19 protein-coding genes and 1 pseudogene are annotated in these 19,714 nt (G+C 45.1%); 17 read left to right on the top strand and 3 right to left on the bottom strand.

The features are described from left to right. The 12 genes from QTN94_RS05370 to glmU all read left to right on the top strand — a co-directional run bounded on the left by QTN94_RS05370 (position 1) and on the right by glmU (position 10,338). Positions 1-774, top strand: coding sequence for a ParA family protein (locus QTN94_RS05370; RefSeq protein ID WP_138972874.1), 774 nt, complete (start codon positions 1-3; stop codon positions 772-774). A 24-nt stretch (positions 775-798) separates the two neighbouring features. Further along, positions 799-1,680 (top strand): ParB/RepB/Spo0J family partition protein, encoded by an 882-nt coding sequence (locus tag QTN94_RS05365; protein ID WP_331427142.1) that lies wholly within the window; start codon positions 799-801, stop codon positions 1,678-1,680. 186 nt (positions 1,681-1,866) lie between these two features. Further along, entirely contained in the window at positions 1,867-2,256 is a 390-nt protein-coding gene (locus QTN94_RS05360; protein WP_239928256.1) for a F0F1 ATP synthase subunit I, read from the top strand. 8 nt (positions 2,257-2,264) lie between these two features. Then, positions 2,265-3,077 carry a F0F1 ATP synthase subunit A gene (atpB, locus tag QTN94_RS05355; protein ID WP_006879253.1) on the top strand — a complete coding sequence of 271 codons (813 nt, stop codon included), beginning with the start codon at positions 2,265-2,267 and terminating at the stop codon, positions 3,075-3,077. Positions 3,078-3,136: 59 nt separating this feature from the next. Continuing rightward, positions 3,137-3,391 carry a F0F1 ATP synthase subunit C gene (atpE, locus tag QTN94_RS05350; RefSeq protein WP_002540812.1) on the top strand — a complete coding sequence of 85 codons (255 nt, stop codon included), beginning with the start codon at positions 3,137-3,139 and terminating at the stop codon, positions 3,389-3,391. A 72-nt stretch (positions 3,392-3,463) separates the two neighbouring features. Beyond that, positions 3,464-3,934 carry a F0F1 ATP synthase subunit B gene (gene atpF, locus QTN94_RS05345; RefSeq protein WP_331417311.1) on the top strand — a complete coding sequence of 157 codons (471 nt, stop codon included), beginning with the start codon at positions 3,464-3,466 and terminating at the stop codon, positions 3,932-3,934. Positions 3,935-3,948: 14 nt separating this feature from the next. Further along, a complete protein-coding gene (gene atpH, locus QTN94_RS05340; RefSeq protein ID WP_331427141.1) occupies positions 3,949-4,482 on the top strand; it encodes a F0F1 ATP synthase subunit delta in 534 nt (177 codons plus the stop codon). Between the two features lie 13 nt (positions 4,483-4,495). After that, positions 4,496-6,037, top strand: a complete 1,542-nt coding sequence (atpA, locus tag QTN94_RS05335; protein WP_331427140.1) for a F0F1 ATP synthase subunit alpha — start codon at positions 4,496-4,498, stop codon at positions 6,035-6,037. Positions 6,038-6,080: 43 nt separating this feature from the next. Then, the gene (gene atpG / locus QTN94_RS05330) at positions 6,081-6,947 is read left to right on the top strand and encodes a F0F1 ATP synthase subunit gamma (RefSeq protein WP_269378249.1); all 867 of its coding nucleotides are present in this window, start codon (positions 6,081-6,083) and stop codon (positions 6,945-6,947) included. A gap of 35 nt (positions 6,948-6,982) precedes the next feature. After that, on the top strand, positions 6,983-8,386 hold the full coding sequence (gene atpD, locus QTN94_RS05325; RefSeq protein WP_269378248.1) for a F0F1 ATP synthase subunit beta: 1,404 nt from the start codon (positions 6,983-6,985) through the stop codon (positions 8,384-8,386). An 18-nt stretch (positions 8,387-8,404) separates the two neighbouring features. Next, entirely contained in the window at positions 8,405-8,827 is a 423-nt protein-coding gene (locus tag QTN94_RS05320; RefSeq protein WP_006879261.1) for a F0F1 ATP synthase subunit epsilon, read from the top strand. 149 nt (positions 8,828-8,976) lie between these two features. After that, positions 8,977-10,338 carry a bifunctional UDP-N-acetylglucosamine diphosphorylase/glucosamine-1-phosphate N-acetyltransferase GlmU gene (glmU, locus tag QTN94_RS05315; RefSeq protein WP_331427139.1) on the top strand — a complete coding sequence of 454 codons (1,362 nt, stop codon included), beginning with the start codon at positions 8,977-8,979 and terminating at the stop codon, positions 10,336-10,338. A gap of 62 nt (positions 10,339-10,400) precedes the next feature. Here glmU and QTN94_RS05310 read toward each other — a convergent pair whose 3' ends face one another. Next, the gene (locus tag QTN94_RS05310) at positions 10,401-11,141 is read right to left on the bottom strand and encodes an amino acid ABC transporter permease (protein ID WP_331427138.1); all 741 of its coding nucleotides are present in this window, start codon (positions 11,139-11,141) and stop codon (positions 10,401-10,403) included. A 93-nt stretch (positions 11,142-11,234) separates the two neighbouring features. On the opposite strand from QTN94_RS05310, the gene QTN94_RS05305 reads away from it, so the two are divergent. Together QTN94_RS05305 and punR are read left to right on the top strand one after the other, a co-directional pair. Then, the gene (locus QTN94_RS05305; protein WP_331417307.1) at positions 11,235-12,011 is read left to right on the top strand and encodes a transporter substrate-binding domain-containing protein; all 777 of its coding nucleotides are present in this window, start codon (positions 11,235-11,237) and stop codon (positions 12,009-12,011) included. A gap of 91 nt (positions 12,012-12,102) precedes the next feature. Next, positions 12,103-12,924, top strand: a pseudogene (punR, locus tag QTN94_RS05300) (DNA-binding transcriptional activator PunR); the annotation flags it as partial. A gap of 53 nt (positions 12,925-12,977) precedes the next feature. Here punR and fadA read toward each other — a convergent pair. Together fadA and fadB are read right to left on the bottom strand one after the other, a co-directional pair. Then, positions 12,978-14,153, bottom strand: coding sequence for an acetyl-CoA C-acyltransferase FadA (gene fadA, locus QTN94_RS05295; protein ID WP_331427137.1), 1,176 nt, complete (start codon positions 14,151-14,153; stop codon positions 12,978-12,980). A gap of 14 nt (positions 14,154-14,167) precedes the next feature. Beyond that, on the bottom strand, positions 14,168-16,339 hold the full coding sequence (gene fadB, locus QTN94_RS05290; RefSeq protein ID WP_331427136.1) for a fatty acid oxidation complex subunit alpha FadB: 2,172 nt from the start codon (positions 16,337-16,339) through the stop codon (positions 14,168-14,170). A gap of 273 nt (positions 16,340-16,612) precedes the next feature. Between fadB and QTN94_RS05285 the strand changes: the two genes are divergently transcribed. Genes QTN94_RS05285 through hemG form a run of 3 tightly spaced genes read left to right on the top strand, consistent with a single transcriptional unit; the run spans position 16,613 to position 19,276 of the window. Then, the gene (locus tag QTN94_RS05285; RefSeq protein ID WP_331427135.1) at positions 16,613-17,236 is read left to right on the top strand and encodes a YigZ family protein; all 624 of its coding nucleotides are present in this window, start codon (positions 16,613-16,615) and stop codon (positions 17,234-17,236) included. A 45-nt stretch (positions 17,237-17,281) separates the two neighbouring features. Next, a complete protein-coding gene (locus QTN94_RS05280) occupies positions 17,282-18,739 on the top strand; it encodes a TrkH family potassium uptake protein (protein ID WP_331417304.1) in 1,458 nt (485 codons plus the stop codon). 9 nt (positions 18,740-18,748) lie between these two features. Then, on the top strand, positions 18,749-19,276 hold the full coding sequence (hemG, locus tag QTN94_RS05275) for a menaquinone-dependent protoporphyrinogen IX dehydrogenase (protein WP_331427134.1): 528 nt from the start codon (positions 18,749-18,751) through the stop codon (positions 19,274-19,276). Positions 19,277-19,714: the final 438 nt, after the last annotated feature.

Here is a 19,714-nt window from a genome sequence, read left to right as displayed (position 1 = left end):
GTGGGAAAAATTGTAGCAATCGCCAACCAGAAAGGCGGGGTTGGTAAGACAACAACATGTATCAACCTAGCCGCATCAATGGCCGCGACCAAACGTAAGGTCTTGGTGATTGATCTCGACCCGCAAGGCAATGCCACGATGGCGAGTGGCGTCGACAAGTATCAGGTCGATGCCACAGCGTACGAACTCTTAGTTGAAGAAGTTCCGTTTGACGAAGTTGTATGCCGTAAAACCTCGGGCAATTATGACTTAATTGCTGCGAATGGCGATGTGACGGCCGCTGAAATCAAGCTGATGGAAGTCTTTGCTCGTGAAGTTCGTTTAAAGCATGCGTTGGCATCAGTTCGCGATAACTATGATTTCATCTTTATCGATTGTCCTCCTTCTCTAAACCTTCTTACAATCAACGCTATGGCCGCAGCTGATTCGGTTTTGGTTCCAATGCAGTGTGAGTATTTTGCACTAGAAGGTTTAACCGCGTTAATGGATACGATTAGCAAGTTGGCAGCTGTTGTTAACGAGAATCTAAAAATTGAAGGGTTGTTGCGCACTATGTATGACCCTCGCAACAGGCTATCAAACGAAGTATCTGATCAACTTAAAAAGCACTTTGGCAACAAGGTGTACCGCACTGTTATTCCTCGCAATGTTCGCTTAGCAGAAGCGCCAAGTCATGGTAAGCCTGCTATGTATTACGACAAATACTCTGCGGGTGCAAAAGCTTACCTAGCCTTGGCGGGAGAGATGCTTCGCCGCGAAGAAGTCCCTGCATAACGACAACCAAAGGAATCCCGTCTCATGTCTAAACGTGGTTTAGGTAAAGGGCTTGATGCCCTGCTTTCAACCAGCTCACTAGCGCGCGAAAAGCAAATGAGTGCCTTACATAGCCAAGAGCTTTCATCGGATGGCAATCTGACTGATTTGAATATTAACTCCCTGAAACCTGGCGTTTATCAACCACGTAAAGAGATGGAGCCAGAAGCTCTGGAAGAACTCGCCGCTTCAATCGAGTCTCAAGGAATTATTCAGCCTATCGTTGTGCGTCAGGTTCAAGGCGATAAGTTCGAGATTATTGCTGGTGAGCGTCGTTGGCGAGCTGCCCGTAAAGCCGGTTTAAAACAAGTGCCGTGTGTGGTGAAAAATGTCGACGATCGCGCAGCAATCGCAATGGCATTGATCGAAAATATTCAGCGCGAAGATCTGAATGTTATCGAAGAAGCGGTGGCATTAGATCGTCTTCAGGAAGAGTTTAATCTTACTCACCAGCAAGTTGCGGACGTTATTGGCAAATCTCGTGCTGCGGTGAGTAACTTATTACGTCTAAATCAGCTCGAAAATGACGTAAAGAGTTTGGTTTCGAACCGCCAACTGGATATGGGGCATGCTAGAGCCTTGTTGGCGCTAGAAGGTGAGCAGCAAGTAGACATTGCTCAACTGGTCGCAAAGAAGAAAATGACGGTTCGTCAGACAGAGCAATTAGTTAAAAAGTGCTTACAGCCAGAGCCTGAAGCGAAAAATGAGCCGCAAGACTCTGAAGCACAACAAATGTCACAAAAATTGAGTGAAATGCTTGGTGGTAAAGTGGTAATTGTGAGAGGCAGTAACGGCAAGTCGAAAGTAACGATTAGTCTTGATGAACCTCACAAATTAGAGCAACTAATTGCCAAGCTCGAAAGCTAAATGAGATAATTGATCTCAGTCAATATATGTAAAAACGAATTTTTGTGCGAAAGTTGTCGGTTTGTAAACAAAATTGTAACTTTTTGCGGTGTTTTAATTGCAATCAGTTTGGCTCACCGTATAATTTTCGCCAATTTCCCAGCCCAGAGGTAGTTAAGCTGTGGATTTTACTAGAGGTACGAATACATGGTAGCTGCGTTAGCTAGACCAGGACGAGAGCTTGCAAAGCAATTGTTAATGATCCAGCTTAGCGCGGTTACACTATTGGCAGCAGGAATGGCAGTTGCTGTGAATGCTGAATGGGGACTTTCAGCGCTGATTGGTGGTGGCATATTTGTTATTGCTAATGCGGTATTTGCGCTGTGTGCTTTTATGTTTAGCGGAGCTCGCGCTGCAAAGCGTATCGCGGCCTCTTTCTACACAGGCGAAGTACTTAAAATCCTCATTACGGTGGTTCTTTTTACCGTTGCCTACATGTATATGCAGGTGGAACTTGTTCCCCTAAAGCTAACCTATTTGCTGGCTCTAGGTATTAATATCTGTGCGCCAGTGCTATTCATTAACAACAAAAAATAGGATGAGTTATGGCTGCGCCAGGTGAAGCGCTAACGTCATCCGGATACATTGCCCACCACTTATCAAACCTTTCTTTAGCTAAGTTAGGATTGGTAGCGGATGAAGCAAGTTTCTGGAACGTACATATCGATAGCCTGTTTTTTTCTTGGTTTACTGGTTTAATCTTCTTAGGAATTTTTTACAAAGTAGCGAAGAGAACTACAGCGGGTGTACCGGGTAAGCTTCAGTGTTTTGTTGAAATGATCGTTGAATTTGTCGCGGAAAACGTCAAAGACACGTTCCATGGACGCAACCCACTGATCGCGCCTTTAGCACTGACTATCTTTTGTTGGGTATTTTTGATGAACGTGATGGACTTAGTTCCGATCGACTTCTTACCTTACCCAGCAGAGCATTGGCTTGGTATTCCTTACCTTAAGGTTGTACCGTCAGCTGATGTTAATATCACCATGGCTATGGCTCTAGGCGTTTTTGCTCTGATGATTTACTACAGCATCAAAGTGAAAGGTCTAGGTGGATTCGCAAAAGAACTTGCTTTACATCCATTTAATCACCCAGTGATGATTCCGTTTAACCTACTAATTGAAGTTGTATCGCTACTAGCGAAACCTCTATCACTTGGTATGCGTCTATTCGGTAACATGTTTGCAGGTGAGGTTGTATTCATTCTTTGTGCGGCAATGCTACCATGGTACTTACAATGGATGGGTTCACTACCGTGGGCAATCTTCCATATCTTGGTTATTACGATTCAGGCTTTCGTGTTCATGATGTTGACAATTGTTTACCTGTCAATGGCACACGAAGACAGTGATCATTAATTTTATTTTAAAAGCTTTTTATTTGGGCACTAGCCAACAACTATAAATTGGAGATAGTAATGGAAACTTTACTGAGCTTTTCTGCAATCGCCGTAGGTATTATCGTCGGTCTTGCTTCTCTTGGTACAGCGATTGGTTTCGCACTTCTAGGCGGTAAATTCCTTGAAGGTGCTGCACGTCAACCAGAAATGGCTCCTATGCTACAAGTTAAGATGTTCATCATCGCTGGTCTACTTGATGCGGTTCCTATGATCGGTATCGTAATCGCACTTCTATTCACTTTCGCGAACCCATTCGTTGGTCAACTAGGTTAATCACTTTTAACTGTGGGCAAACTTCGGTTTGTCGTTGATTAACACTAAGTCCGAATAGAAGGGGTAGCTGTTGTGAATATGAACGCAACTCTGCTAGGTCAAGCAATCTCGTTTGCACTATTTGTGTGGTTCTGCATGAAGTATGTATGGCCACCATTGATGCAAGCGATTGAAGAACGTCAGAAGAAAATCGCTGACGGTCTACAAGCAGCTGAACGTGCTGCTAAAGACTTGGGTCTAGCACAAGCAAACGCTTCTGAGCAGTTGAAAGAAGCGAAGCGCACAGCAACTGAGATCATCGAGCAAGCGAACAAGCGTAAAGCTCAAATTCTAGATGAAGCTCGTGAGGAAGCTCAGACTGAACGTCAGAAAATTCTTACTCAAGCAGAAGCTGAACTTGAAGCCGAACGCAACCGTGCGCGTGATGAACTGCGCAAACAAGTTGCAACTCTGGCTGTAGCTGGTGCTGAGAAAATCCTTGAGCGTGCTATCGATAAAGATGCGCAAAAAGATATTCTCGACAACATTACTGCAAAACTTTAAGTCTGGGGGCGCATATGTCTGATTTGACTACAATCGCACGCCCCTATGCTAAAGCAGCCTTCGACTTTGCGGTAGATAAAGACCAACTAGACCAATGGGGTCAAATGTTGTCTTTTGCTGCTGAAGTCGCTAAGAACGAACAAATGAAAGAGCTCTTAACGGGTTCTGTTTCAGCAGACAAACTTGCTGAAATATTTGTTGCAGTTTGCGGCGAACAAGTTGATGCGCATGGTCAGAACCTTTTGAAGGTAATGGCCGAGAATGGTCGCCTAGCGGCCCTTCCTGATGTATGTAAGCAGTTTATTGCTCTTAAAAAAGAGCATGAGAAGGAAATTGATGTGGAAGTTATTTCTGCATCTGAACTTTCTGATGAACAACTTGCAAATATCAGCAGCAAACTTGAGCAGCGCCTTGAGCGCAAAGTAAAGCTGAATTGCAGTGTAGATGAGACCCTACTTGGTGGGGTTATAATTCGAGCCGGAGACTTAGTCATCGATAATTCAGCGCGTGGTCGTTTGAACCGCCTGAGCGATGCATTGCAGTCTTAATGGGGATTGGAGCATGCAACTTAATTCCACGGAAATTAGCGATCTAATCAAACAACGTATCGAGTCATTCGATGTCGTTAGTGAAGCTCGCAACGAAGGTACTATCGTATCGGTAAGCGATGGTATCATCCGCATTCACGGCCTAGCGGACGTGATGCAAGGTGAAATGATTGAATTACCGGGTGGCCGTTATGCACTAGCACTTAACCTTGAGCGTGACTCGGTTGGTGCGGTAGTAATGGGTCCATATGCTGACCTTAAGGAAGGCATGAAAGTTACAGGTACTGGTCGTATTCTTGAAGTACCAGTTGGTCCTGAATTGCTTGGCCGTGTTGTAAACACGCTAGGTGAGCCAATTGATGGTAAAGGTCCAATCGAAGCGAAACTGTCTTCGCCTGTAGAAGTAATCGCACCAGGTGTAATCGACCGTAAATCGGTAGACCAACCTGTGCAAACTGGTTACAAATCTGTTGACTCAATGATCCCAATCGGTCGTGGTCAGCGTGAGCTAGTAATCGGTGACCGTCAGACTGGTAAAACAGCGATGGCGATCGATGCGATTATCAACCAGAAAAACTCTGGTATTTTCTCAATCTACGTAGCAATCGGTCAGAAAGCATCGACTATTGCTAACGTGGTTCGCAAACTGGAAGAGCACGGCGCGCTAGCTAACACTATCGTTGTTGTTGCATCTGCTTCTGAATCTGCAGCGCTACAATACCTAGCGCCATACGCAGGTTGTGCGATGGGTGAATACTTCCGCGATCGCGGTGAAGATGCACTGATTGTTTATGATGATCTATCTAAGCAAGCGGTAGCTTACCGTCAGATCTCTCTACTACTAAAACGTCCACCAGGCCGTGAGGCATTCCCAGGTGACGTATTCTACTTACACTCGCGTCTACTAGAGCGTGCAGCTCGTGTAAACGAAGAGTATGTAGAGCGTTTCACTAACGGTGAAGTGAAAGGTAAGACTGGTTCTCTAACTGCTCTACCAATCATTGAAACTCAAGCAGGTGACGTTTCAGCATTCGTACCGACTAACGTAATCTCGATTACCGATGGTCAGATCTTCCTACAAACTGAGCTATTCAACGCAGGTGTACGTCCAGCTGTTGACCCAGGTATCTCAGTATCTCGTGTAGGTGGTTCAGCGCAGACGAAAATCATCAAGAAGCTATCAGGCGGTATCCGTACTGCACTAGCTCAGTACCGTGAACTAGCAGCGTTTGCTCAGTTCTCTTCTGACCTTGATGAAGCTACGAAGAAACAGCTAGACCACGGTCAAAAAGTTACAGAACTAATGAAGCAGAAGCAGTACGCTCCAATGTCTGTATTTGACCAAGCGCTAGTAATCTTCGCTGCAGAGCGTGGCTATTTAGCAGATGTTGAACTAAGTAAACTGCTAGATTTCGAATCGGCTCTACTATCGTACGCTCGCGGTCAATACGCTGATTTCGCAGCTGAGATCGACAAGACGGGTGCATACAACGATGAAGTTGAAGCTCAGCTTAAGAAGCTGACTGATGACTTCGTAGCAACCCAAACTTGGTAATAGGTCGGTGGCAGTCTCTGCCACCAACTAATGGAGAGTAACGATGGCCGGCGCAAAAGAGATACGTAATAAAATCGGTAGTGTTAAAAGCACGCAGAAAATTACGAAAGCGATGGAAATGGTAGCAGCTTCAAAAATGCGTCGTTGTCAAGACGCAATGGAAGCTTCTCGTCCATACGCTGAAACAATGCGTAAAGTGATCGGTCACGTAGCAAACGCGAATCTAGAGTACCGTCATCCGTACCTAGAAGAGCGCGAAGCGAAGCGAGTTGGTTACATCATCGTTTCTACAGACCGTGGCCTGTGTGGTGGTTTGAACATTAACGTGTTCAAGAAAGCAATCACCGATATGCAGGCTTGGAAAGAGAAAGGTGCTGAAGTTGAACTAGCACTTGTTGGTTCTAAAGCGACATCCTTTTTCAACAACAGTGGCGCTAAAGTAGCTGCTCAAGTTTCAGGCCTAGGTGATCAACCTAGCCTAGAAGACTTAATTGGTTCTGTAAGCGTAATGCTAAAGAAATACGATGAAGGTGAATTGGACCGTCTGTATGTTGTTTTCAACAAGTTTGTGAACACCATGGTTCAACAACCAACGATCGATCAATTGCTACCTTTGCCTAAATCAGACAGCAAAGAGATGCAGCGTGAGCATTCATGGGACTACATCTATGAGCCTGAACCAAAACCTCTACTCGATACACTTCTAGTGCGTTACGTAGAGTCTCAGGTATACCAAGGTGTTGTTGAGAACCTTGCTTGTGAGCAAGCGGCTCGAATGATTGCAATGAAGGCTGCAACCGATAATGCAACAAACCTGATTGAAGACTTAGAACTTGTGTACAACAAAGCCCGTCAGGCTGCGATTACACAAGAACTGTCTGAAATCGTTGGTGGTGCAGCTGCGGTTTAAGCATAGGTAAAACGAAATAGTTTAGAGGATTAACGATGGCTACAGGTAAGATCGTACAGATCATCGGTGCGGTAGTCGACGTAGAGTTCCCACAGAGCGAAGTACCTAGTGTATATGACGCTCTAAACGTTACTGAATCAAAAGAGCGTCTAGTTCTTGAGGTTCAACAACAGCTAGGCGGTGGCGTAGTTCGTTGTATCGTTATGGGTAGCTCTGATGGTTTACGTCGTGGAGTTGAAGTTGTAAACACTGGCGCTCCAATTTCAGTACCAGTAGGTACTAAGACCCTAGGTCGTATCATGAACGTACTTGGTGATGCGATTGACGAGCGTGGTGAAATCGGTGCAGAAGAGTCTTACTCTATTCACCGTGAAGCACCAAGCTACGAAGAGCAATCTAACGAGACTGCTCTACTAGAAACTGGCGTTAAAGTAATCGACCTAGTTTGTCCATTCGCTAAGGGTGGTAAAATTGGTCTATTCGGTGGTGCTGGTGTAGGTAAGACCGTTAACATGATGGAACTTATCAACAACATCGCACTACAACACTCAGGTCTATCTGTATTCGCAGGTGTAGGTGAGCGTACTCGTGAGGGTAACGACTTCTACTTCGAAATGCAGGAAGCCGGCGTTGTAAACGTTGAGAAGCCAGAAGAATCAAAAGTAGCGATGGTTTACGGCCAGATGAACGAGCCACCAGGCAACCGTCTACGTGTTGCACTGACTGGTCTAACAATGGCAGAGCGTTTCCGTGACGAAGGTCGTGACGTTCTACTGTTCGTTGATAACATCTACCGTTACACGCTAGCAGGTACTGAGGTATCAGCACTTCTAGGCCGTATGCCTTCTGCGGTAGGTTACCAGCCTACTCTAGCAGAAGAGATGGGTGTTCTTCAGGAGCGTATCACGTCAACTAAGCAAGGTTCTATCACGTCTGTACAGGCAGTATACGTACCAGCGGATGACTTGACTGACCCGTCTCCAGCAACAACGTTCGCGCACTTAGATGCAACGGTTGTACTTAACCGTAACATCGCTGCAATGGGTCTATACCCAGCGATCGACCCACTAGATTCGACTTCTCGTCAGCTAGACCCGCTAGTAGTTGGTCAAGAGCACTACGACATCGCTCGTGGCGTTCAGTCTACCCTACAGCGCTACAAAGAGCTGAAGGATATCATTGCGATTCTAGGTATGGACGAGCTATCTGAATCAGATAAGCAAGTTGTATCTCGTGCACGTAAGATTGAGCGTTTCCTAACTCAGCCTTACCACGTAGCGGAAGTATTTACTGGCGACCCAGGTGTTTACGTACCTCTTAAAGAGACTCTACGTGGCTTCAAAGGTCTACTAGCTGGTGATTACGATGACATTCCAGAGCAAGCGTTCATGTACTGCGGTACGATTGACGATGCTATCGAGAATGCGAAGAAGCTATAAGGCTAACTAGGAGGCGATATGGCAGCAATAACCTTTCACCTAGACGTTGTTAGCGCAGAGAAGAAAATCTTCTCTGGCCTAGTTGAAACGTTTCAGGTGACCGGTAGCGAAGGTGAGCTTGGTATTTTCCACGGCCACACACCGCTGCTGACCGCTATAAAGCCTGGTATGGTGCGTATTGTTAAACAGCACGGCCACGAAGAAATTATTTATGTTTCTGGTGGTATGGTAGAAGTTCAGCCTGGTACAGCGACTGTACTGGCTGATACCGCTATCCGTGGTGAAGAGCTAGACGCAGCGAAGGCAGAAGAAGCGAAACGTCGTGCTGAGGAGAATATCCAGAACCAGCATGGCGATATGGACTTCGCTCAAGCGGCCAGTGAACTGGCTAAAGCCATTGCTCAGCTACGAGTTATCGAGCTGACAAAACAGCGTCGTTAATCGACAACGTTGTTTTAAGTGATAAAGGCGGTCGTAAGACCGCCTTTTTGCTTATTTTTTAACGTAAATTTTTCCTAATCAATTAACTAATTACCGATTAGTGTCTAAAATACCCCTCAGATTTAGAATAACGTCCAACAGGTAACTCAATGAAATTTAGCGCGGTCATTCTCGCAGCGGGTAAAGGTACTCGCATGTATTCTAATAAGCCTAAAGTGCTGCACACCTTGGCTGGTAAGCCAATGGTCAAGCACGTTATAGATACCTGTAACAGTTTAGGTGCGCAAAATATTCATTTGGTTTACGGCCATGGCGGCGATCAAATGCAGGCTGAGCTTGCAAGCGAGTCAGTTAACTGGATCTTACAAGCTGAGCAATTGGGGACAGGGCATGCGGTTGATCAAGCCTCTCCACACTTTGAAGATGAAGAAAAGATCTTAGTTCTTTACGGTGATGTCCCTCTTATCTCTGAAGAGACCATTGAAAGTCTGCTTGATGCTCAACCAACAGGAGGTATTGCCCTTTTGACGGTCGTGCTTGATAACCCTATGGGGTATGGTCGAATTGTTCGTCGCAACGGTCCTGTTGTCGCGATTGTTGAGCAGAAAGATGCAACAGAAGAGCAGAAGCTAATTAAAGAGATCAATACCGGTGTAATGGTAGCAACTGGTGGTGATCTTAAGCGTTGGTTATCTGGGCTAAATAATAACAACGCTCAGGGTGAATACTACCTTACAGACGTTATTGCTGCTGCGCATGATGAAGGTCGTGCAGTTGAAGCTGTTCATCCTGTAAACTCTATCGAAGTTGAAGGGGTGAATGATCGTGCACAGTTGGCTCGTTTGGAGCGAGCTTTCCAATCTATGCAAGCTCGTAAGTTGTTAGAGCAGGGTGTTATGCTGCGTGACCCAGCACGATTTGATCTGCGTGGTGAGCTGCAATGTGGTATGGACTGTGAAATCGATGCTAACGTCATTATCGAAGGTAACGTCTCACTGGGTGATAACGTCATTATCGGTGCGGGTTGTGTCCTTAAAGATTGTGAAATCGACGACAACACCATTGTTCGTCCCTACAGTGTGATTGAAGGTGCAACGGTGGGTGAAGAGTGTACGGTTGGTCCATTTACCCGTTTGCGCCCAGGTGCAGAACTGCGTAACGATGCGCACGTTGGCAACTTTGTTGAAGTGAAAAACGCTCGTATTGGTGAAGGTTCCAAAGCCAATCACCTAACGTACCTTGGTGATGCTGAAATTGGTCAGGGAACAAATATCGGTGCTGGTGTGATTACTTGTAACTACGATGGCGCAAACAAATTCAAAACAGTTATCGGTAATGATGTGTTTGTGGGTTCAGACTGTCAGCTGGTGGCGCCTGTAACGATTGCAGATGGTGCAACGATTGGTGCTGGAACGACGTTGACGAAAGACGTGTCAGAAGGCGAGTTAGTCATCACTCGAGCTAAAGAACGTAAAATTTCTGGTTGGCAACGTCCGGTTAAGAAAAAATAACCAATACCGCTAACTCAATGTGAAAGCCGCTATTTTTAGCGGCTTTTTTGTTTGTCTAACTACTAATGACTTGGCACTTGAATGCGCTTTTCTAACCAACGGACTGCTTGTGAAACAATCAGTATCAGCACTAAATATTCTATGACCAGAAATGTATAGATTTCTAAAGGTAAGTACTCATTAACCACCAGTTCATTGGCACGACGAGTTAAATCGCTAAGACCAATAACACTGACCAGTGAACTCATTTTGAGAATATAAACGAACTGATTGCCAAGTGGAGGTAGGATTTGTCTAAAAGCTTGCGGAAGAATCACGAAACGCATTTTCTGCCAATAGTTGAGCCCTAGCGCTTCGGCCGCTTCATGTTGTCCACGATTTATCGCTTGAATCCCACCTCTAAATACTTCCGCCATAAATGCGCTTTCCGCAATAGTAAGCGCGATAACACCCGCCCAGAAGTGATTTAGAGTGACATCTAACAAGGTCGGTATTCCATAGTAAACCCAAAGCAGTAGTACCAACACTGGTATAGAGCGAACCGATTCTACGTAGACTCGATTGATCATTCTTAGAGGCTTTAGTGGAGAGAGTGCTGGTAATGAAACTAAGAAGCCTAAGGTCATCGCCAGCAACATACTGAGCAACGAAACCTGAATCGTATCGCTAAATCCAGCGACGAGAAACTTGAGGTTCGTTTGACCTTGTGACGTTGTTGGATCCAATACATACCAGCCCCATTGATAGTCTGAGCAGCCGGTTAGGAGTAGAGCGGAAACAATCGATAAATAACGAGAAGTCACATTACACCTTGTATTGACTAATAATATTTCTTTGTAGCTGCTATGTTATCAAATGAACCGACGTTAAGCTTAATAAACTTAGGGATTAATATAATGAAGAAATACATCTTAGCACTTGGAATGTGCTTATTGTCTGTTGGTCAGGTTATGGCGGAAACAAGTCGATTACAGGAAATCCTTGATAAGGGGATTTTACGGGTTGGCACCACAGGCGATTGGAATCCAATGACGATGAAAGATCCTGCGACCAACAGTTATCGAGGATTTGATATCGACGTAACGACAGAATTGGCTAAAGATTTAGGCGTGGAAATAGAGTATGTGGCTACGGATTGGAAGACCTTAGTCAACGGTATTACAGCCAATAAATATGATATTACGGGGAGTGCCTCACTGAATATGTCTCGAGCTAAAGTCGCTGGTTACAGTCAACCATATTTTTACCTGGCTTTTGTTCCTGTTGTACAGAAAAAAGATTTAGAGAAATTTTCTGATTGGAGTGATTTTGACAAAGCGGACGTGAAAGTGGCGGCGACCTTGGGCACAGTACAAGAGAAGATGGTCAAAGAGTTCTTTCCAACTGCGCAGCATATTGTCATCGAAGCACCGGCAAGGGATTTTCAGGAGCTATTGGCACGTCGAGCCGATGTCTCTGTGACTTCAAATGTGGAAGCGGCAACCTTGGTGGAAAAATTCCAACAGTTAGCGATTGTACCAGTAAAAGAGCCACGTAAACCGACACCAATCGCCATGCTACTCCCTCAAAATGACCAGGTGTGGATTAATTATATTAATCACTGGGTAGAACTGAAAAAAACACAAGGTTTCTTCAAGCGCACTGCTGAAAAGTGGGGCCTAAAAAGTTTGTAACTACTTACTATAAAAAGAGCCGCTTAGTGAAGCGGCTCCTTTTTGTTATCGATTACTCGTCACTCACAACTCGAGCATTATCGGGAGTAGTAAAGTGCCTTCGGCGATTAGCTATGGTATTCGCCAAGTAGAGCAGGAGCTAGATGTTGTTCTGTTCCGCCGTTTACCGAGAAAAGTAGAGCTCACGCCCGCGGGGGAGCTCTTTATCGCTGAGGCGCGTATGCTTCTTAGACAGATGGCGGAGATTCAGTCTCAAACGCGTCGAGTTGCTCATGGTTGGCAGTCAACACTCAAGTTAACCTTAGACAACGTAGTCAAACTCGATAAGCTGAAGCCGCTCGTCGAAAGCTTTTACCAAGAATTCGAATTTGCCGAACTGCAAATCAACATGGAAGTGTTTAATGGTTCATGGGAGGCGATAGCTCAAGAGCGAGCAGATATTGTGATTGGTGCGACGTCTGCGATACCAGTTGGCGGTGATTTTGAGGTTAGAGATATGGGAGTGCTTGATTGGGCGTTTGTTATGTCTCCAGCCCATCCTTGTGTGAGGGAACAATACTTATCTGAGGAGTTTGTTAGTCAGTTCCCTGCAATTTGTCTTGATGATACTTCGAGCGTGTTACCCAAGCGTCATACCGGGCATTACCCTAAACAGCGTCGCTTATTGCTACCTAACTGGTACAGTGCTATCGAATGTTTGAAAAATGGCGTCGGAGTGGGTTATATGCCTCGTCATATCGCCATGCCGTTAATCCACGAAGGTGTGCTGGTGGAGAAGACATTGCCTGATGAAAAGCCCCTGAGTCAGTGCTGCCTTGTATGGCGAAAAGATGATAACCATAAGCTGATCCAATGGATGATTGATTACTTAGGATCATCGAACCAATTGCACCAAGATTGGTTGAAGTATTGATCAAATAAAAAAACGCCAGCTTCAGCTGGCGTTTTTGATCTTTTCGGTTGATGTTACGGACGCTCAAATACAGTAGCGATACCTTGACCAAGACCGATACACATAGTTGCTAGACCATACTTAGCGTCTTTAGCTTCCATTAGGTTGATCAGAGTCGTTGAAATACGCGCGCCAGAACAGCCTAGTGGGTGACCAAGTGCAATAGCACCGCCGTTAAGGTTTACTTTTTCATCCATCACATCAAGCAAGCCGAGATCTTTCGCACATGGAAGAGACTGAGCCGCAAACGCTTCGTTCAGTTCCACGATATCCATATCTTCAATCGTTAAGCCTGCTCGTTTGAGAGCTTTATGAGTAGCAGGGACAGGACCGTATCCCATAATCGAAGGATCGCAACCTGCAATCGCCATACCTTTAATACGTGCACGGATAGTTAAGCCCAACTCGTTCGCTTTCTCTTCGCTCATGATCAGCATTGCTGAAGCGCCGTCTGATAGAGCAGAAGAAGTACCAGCGGTCACAGTGCCGTTGGCTGGATCAAAGACAGGGCGAAGTTGAGAGAGACCTTCTACCGATGTTTCAGGACGAATCACCTCGTCATGATCGAGAGTAAACAGAGTACCATCAGCGGCATGTCCCTCAGTTGGTAGAATTTCATTCTTAAAACGACCTTCTAGGGTTGCTGCGTGTGCACGAGCATGTGAACGCGCTGCAAACTCGTCTTGCTGCTCTCGGCTAATACCATGGAGTTTACCAAGCATTTCAGCTGTTAAACCCATCATACCAGCGGCTTTGGCGACGTTCTTAGACATACCTGGGTGGAAGTCAACGCCGTGGTTCATTGGTACGTGGCCCATATGTTCCACACCACCAATTAGGCAGATTTCGGCATCACCCGTCATGATAGCGCGCGCGCCATCGTGCAAAGCTTGCATTGATGAACCACATAAGCGGTTGACAGTGACTGCACCAATTTCAATCGGCAACCCAGCTAGTAGAGCGGCGTTACGTGCAACGTTGAAACCTTGCTCCAGAGTTTGTTGTACACAACCCCAGTAAATATCTTCAATCTCGCTCGGATTAACCTGAGGGTTACGCGCCAAAATTCCTTTCATTAGATGTGCAGAGAGATCTTCAGCTCGAGTATGACGGAAAGCACCACCTTTAGAGCGACCCATTGGAGTGCGTAGACAATCTACAATTACAACATTTCTTTTATGCATAGACATTTGAGAATCTCTCCTTAGATTGAACCTTGCTGTTGAGTGCCGTAGAAAGTTTCACCCTTAGCTGCCATATCGATAAGTAACTGAGGAGCTTGATACATTGCACCTAGATCAGCGTACTTCTTGGTCATTTCGACAAACTCAGCAATGCCGATGCTGTCTAGGTAGCGGAATACACCGCCACGGAACGGAGGGAAGCCTAGTCCGTAAACTAAAGCCATATCGGCTTCTTGTGGTGAAGCAATGATATTTTCTTGTAGACACAGAACAACTTCATTGATCATAGGTACCATCATACGTTCAACAATGGTCTGGTCATCAAACTCATTTGGCGCGCTGCACACATCAGCAAGTACAGGCAAGATATCTTCACTGAAAGTTTTCTTTGGCTTACCGCGTTTATCTACACTGTAGCTGTAGAAACCGCTGCCGTTTTTCTGGCCGTATTTATCTGCTTCGAACAGAGCATCAATCGTGTCACGCTCAGATTTCCCCATTCTTTCAGGGAAGCCTTGCGCCATAACCGCTTGAGCATGGTGAGCTGTATCAATACCAACCACATCAAGTAAGTATGCAGGGCCCATTGGCCAGCCAAACTGACGTTCCATGATCTTGTCAATTTTAGTGAAGTCTGCACCGTCACTAAGGAGCTTGCTGAAGCCTCCAAAGTATGGGAATAGAACACGGTTGACAAAGAACCCAGGGCAGTCATTAACAACAATTGGAGATTTACCCATCTTCGCAGCGTAAGCCACGACACGGTTGATGGTTTCATCTGAGGTATGCTCGCCGCGAATGATCTCAACCAGTGGCATTCTGTGCACTGGGTTAAAGAAGTGCATACCACAGAAGTTTTCTGGACGTTTTAATGATTTCGCTAATAGATTGATTGGAATTGTCGAAGTGTTTGACGTGATAACTGTGTCATCGTTGACGTAAGATTCCACTTCACTGAGCACCGCCGCTTTCACTTTAGGGTTTTCTACCACCGCTTCAACAATAACGTCAGAGTTTTCGATCCCTGCGTAATGTAGGCTCGGCGTGATTGAAGCAAGAATTCCTGCCATTTTGAAACCATCGATGCGGCCACGTGAAAGACTCTTATTCAATAGTTTGGAGGCTTCATTCATACCTAGGTCGAGTGATGGTTGAGCGATGTCTTTCATTAAGACAGGCACGCCTTTCAACGCAGATTGATAAGCGATACCACCACCCATGATGCCAGCCCCAAGCACTGCCGTGCGTTGGGTATCTTTGTTGGCTGACTTAGCGGCTTTTTTCGCGATACCTTTAATATACTGATCGTTGAGGAATAGTCCGACCAGAGATTTTGCTTCTTCAGACTTAGCCAGCTTAACAAAGTAGCGGCGCTCAACATCCAGAGCTTCATTTCGAGCTAAGCGAGCGCCTTCTTCGATTGTCTTCACCGCTGTCATTGGTGCTGGATAATGTGGCCCAGCTTTTTGTGCGACTAGACCTTTTGCCATCGTGAAGCTCATCATTGACTCGAGCTTGCTCAATGAAAGAGCCGAGGTTTTTTGTTTACGGCGCTCTTTCCAATCTAGCTTTTCATTGATCGCTTGCGTCAGTGTCGTAATCGCTGATTCATATAGTGAGTCTGTTTCTACAATCGCATCTAACAAGCCTATTTTTAGTGCTTCGTCTGCTCGGCAAGCTTTACCCTGAGTAATCACTTCCATAGCGCTGTCAGCACCGATAACGCGAGGAAGACGAACACAGCCACCAAAACCAGGCATGATGCCGAGTCTTGTTTCGGGTAAACCTATGCTGGTGGTCTTATCACCGATACGGATATCGGTAGCGAGTACACACTCACATCCACCACCCAAAGTGTGGCCTTTAAGCACTGATAGCGTTGGTACAGGTAGATCTTCAAGCTTATTGAAAATGCTGTTTGCAAATTGTAGCCACTGATCGAGTTCAGCTTCAGGTTTAGCAAATAGACCTAAAAATTCAGTGATATCAGCACCAACAATAAATGCCTCTTTATCTGAGGTCAGTAACAGGCCTTTTAGAGAGCTGTGGGCATACAAGGCGTCTAGTGCTTTATCCAGTGATTCAAGAGTGGCAAGGTCGAGCTTGTTGACGGAAGCTGGAGCACAGAAGCTCAGTTCAGCGATTCCGTCTTGTAATTCCTTTACCTGTAGGTTTTTGGCTTGGTAAATCATTGTCTATCTCCATGACATACAATCTTGGATTGCGTGTATAGCTTGCTAAAAGTCGGCACAAATAACTCGTGTGCTTTCAGTGAGCCGCTATAAAGGAAAGTGGTTTTATTTTTATTCTGGTTAGACCAGTTGTTTTAGTTTGGACTCGCCAATGGCTAAATTCAATACATTTTTTAAACAAGTGTTTAACATTGTGCGCTTGAACATATCTTAGGCGGCGTTCAAATTGCTCTCATGCTAAACTGGCGAGACGATCTCAAATGAACTGATGACATGAATGACCAACCCTATTTAATCCCAGAACAAGCCGTCATATTCGAAGAAGAGATAAAGAAAAGTGTTTTTATTACTTATCTTGCTCACACACCTTCAATTGAAGTCGCTAAAACGTTCGTTGAGCAGATCAAAGCCAAACATGCTGATGCACGCCATAATTGTTGGGGATTTGTCGCTGGTCGCCCCGAAGATTCGATGAAGTGGGGGTTTAGTGATGATGGTGAACCGTCAGGAACGGCAGGGAAACCAATCTTGGCTCAACTGTCTGGATCTGGCGTTGGTGAAATAACCGCAGTAGTTACGCGTTATTCAGGAGGAATTAAGCTGGGCACAGGCGGATTAGTAAAAGCTTATGGTGGTGGGGTACAACAAGCTCTCAAGCTGCTTCAAACAATTGAGAAAAAAATAACCACTGAGCTATTACTAGAGTTAGACTATGGGTTTATGCCGATCGCTCAATCTATTCTCCCGCAATTCGCAGCACAAGAGGTAAGCGCGGAATATAGTGAATCGGTTAAAATGCTGGTCGAGATAGAAGTTCGTCAGGTGAAGGACTTTACCCAAACCATCATTAATAAAAGCGCTGCCAAGGTAAAGATAACGCCTTTGGACAAATTATAAGATAATCAGGAAGTCGGAAGCTACGCTTCATACATCAGTCTATTCATGCAATTTCGATCAATTATCCGCATCGTAGGGCTTCTTCTCGCCCTTTTCAGCATTACTATGCTCGCTCCTGCGTTAGTCGCGCTGATCTATCGCGATGGTGCAGGTGTTCCTTTTGTCACAACTTTTTTTGTACTGTTGTTTTGTGGTGCTGTTTGTTGGTTCCCTAACCGTCATCATAAACACGAATTAAAGGCTCGTGATGGTTTTTTGATAGTCGTCTTGTTCTGGACGGTACTGGGTAGCGCAGGTTCTATTCCATTCTTAATTGCTGACAATCCCAACGTGTCAGTAACGGATGCTTTTTTTGAATCCTTCTCTGCACTGACGACGACTGGTGCTACCGTGATCGTTGGCTTAGATGATCTGCCGAAAGCTATCCTATTCTATCGTCAGTTCCTCCAATGGTTTGGTGGGATGGGTATCATCGTATTAGCCGTGGCGATTCTACCTGTGCTAGGTATCGGTGGTATGCAGCTGTATCGAGCTGAAATTCCAGGCCCAGTCAAAGATTCAAAAATGACACCAAGAATCGCAGAAACGGCAAAAGCACTCTGGTACATATACTTGAGTTTAACCATCGCTTGTGCTGCGGCATTTTGGTTTGCCGGAATGACACCATTTGATGCGATAGGTCATAGTTTTTCTACCATTGCTATTGGTGGTTTTTCTACTCATGACGCCAGTATGGGGCACTTCAATAGCTATGCGATCAATATGATTACCGTCGTATTCTTACTGATCTCTGCGTGTAACTATTCCCTCCACTTTGCAGCGTTTGCATCTGGTGGTGTACACCCTAAATACTATTGGAAAGATCCCGAGTTCAGAGCTTTTGTCTTTATACAAATACTGCTGTTTGTCGTGTGTTTCTTGATCTTATTGAACCATCACACCTATGACTCTATATATGATGTGTTTGATCAGGCCTTGTTTCAGACTGTCTCTATCTCAACCACGGCTGGATTTACAACAACAGGATTTGCGGATTGGCCGCTATTTTTACCAGTACTACTTCTTTTTTCGTCATTTATCGGTGGTTGTGCGGGCTCAACGGGTGGTGGCATGAAAGTTATTCGTATCCTTTTGCTAACACTCCAAGGGGTTCGCGAGCTAAAACGTCTTGTCCACCCACGTGCAGTCTATACCATCAAGGTTGGTGGTAGCGCTCTGCCACAAAGAGTCGTTGATGCTGTATGGGGATTCTTCTCTGCATACGCGCTAGTGTTTGTCGTCTGCATGTTAGGGCTGATTGCGACAGGTATGGACGAGTTAAGCGCATTCTCCGCTGTCGCTGCAACATTGAACAACTTAGGTCCTGGCCTTGGAGAAGTCGCGCTCCACTTTGGAGATGTGAATGATAAAGCCAAATGGGTGCTGATCGTCTCTATGCTATTTGGACGTTTAGAAATATTCACCCTATTAATATTACTTACGCCTACTTTCTGGCGTAGCTAAGGAGAGAGTGTGGCCAAAGCATTATTCCTTTACTCAACTAGTGAAGGTCAAACCAAAAAAATCTTTCATCATATAAGAGAGCAACTCTCAGACTACGAATGTGACTTTGTTGACCTTCATACGACAGAACGTGTCGACTTTGAACAGTATGAGCGAGTACTAGTAGGGGCATCGATAAGATATGGGCATCTTAACAAGAAGCTATACCAGTTTATCGAGAGCAACCTACCCGCGTTGCAATCGAGTAGATCTGCCTTTTTTTGTGTAAACCTGACCGCCAGAAAAGAAGACCAAGGTAAAGATACGCCCGAAGGCAGTGCTTATATAAAGACGTTTCTCAAGAAATCTTCTTGGCAACCCGAGTTAATTGGTGTGTTTGCTGGTGCGCTCTATTACCCTCGTTACAACTGGTTTGATCGAACCATGATTAAATTCATAATGAGTATGACAGGCGGAGAAACCGATACCAGCAAGGAAGTAGAATATACTAACTGGGAAAAGGTCACTCTTTTTGCCAATAAGTTTAAAAATATGTAAACAAAAGGGCGGTTTTTACCACTTTTAGATCGAAAATTAATCGAACAGCAAAAAAGTCAGAAAAAACACAAAAAAGGGGTTGCCAAGTTTATTCCGATCTCTATAATGCCCCCTTCGCTGACACGGGAACAGTTCGAAGCTAAGGTTTCGAAAGAATGAAAGTCCAGTTAGCAGGTCACTTAGCCAAGTGGAAACGCTTGAAAAAAGTTTGAAAAAAGTGGTTGACACTAAACTTTAACTCGCTAAAATGACCGCCTCTTCCGAAGTGATGTTGGTCACAAAGAAGGGGAGCTCTTTAACAATATAAACCTATCAATCTGTGTGGGCACTCGTTGATGATAATCCAATTAGAAATTTCTCTAAATAAAGAGGGGTTTCAAATTAGGTTTCAATGAAACGAAGTGACCAAACGAGACTTCTTTTGGAAACATTAGAGGA

Origin of the sequence: Vibrio sp. M250220, assembly GCF_036533795.1 — a bacterium.
In the GTDB taxonomy this organism is placed as follows: Bacteria; Pseudomonadota; Gammaproteobacteria; order Enterobacterales; family Vibrionaceae; genus Vibrio.
The sequence above is the reverse complement of the archived record's forward strand: the minus strand, read 5'-3'. Positions and strand labels throughout refer to the sequence as shown.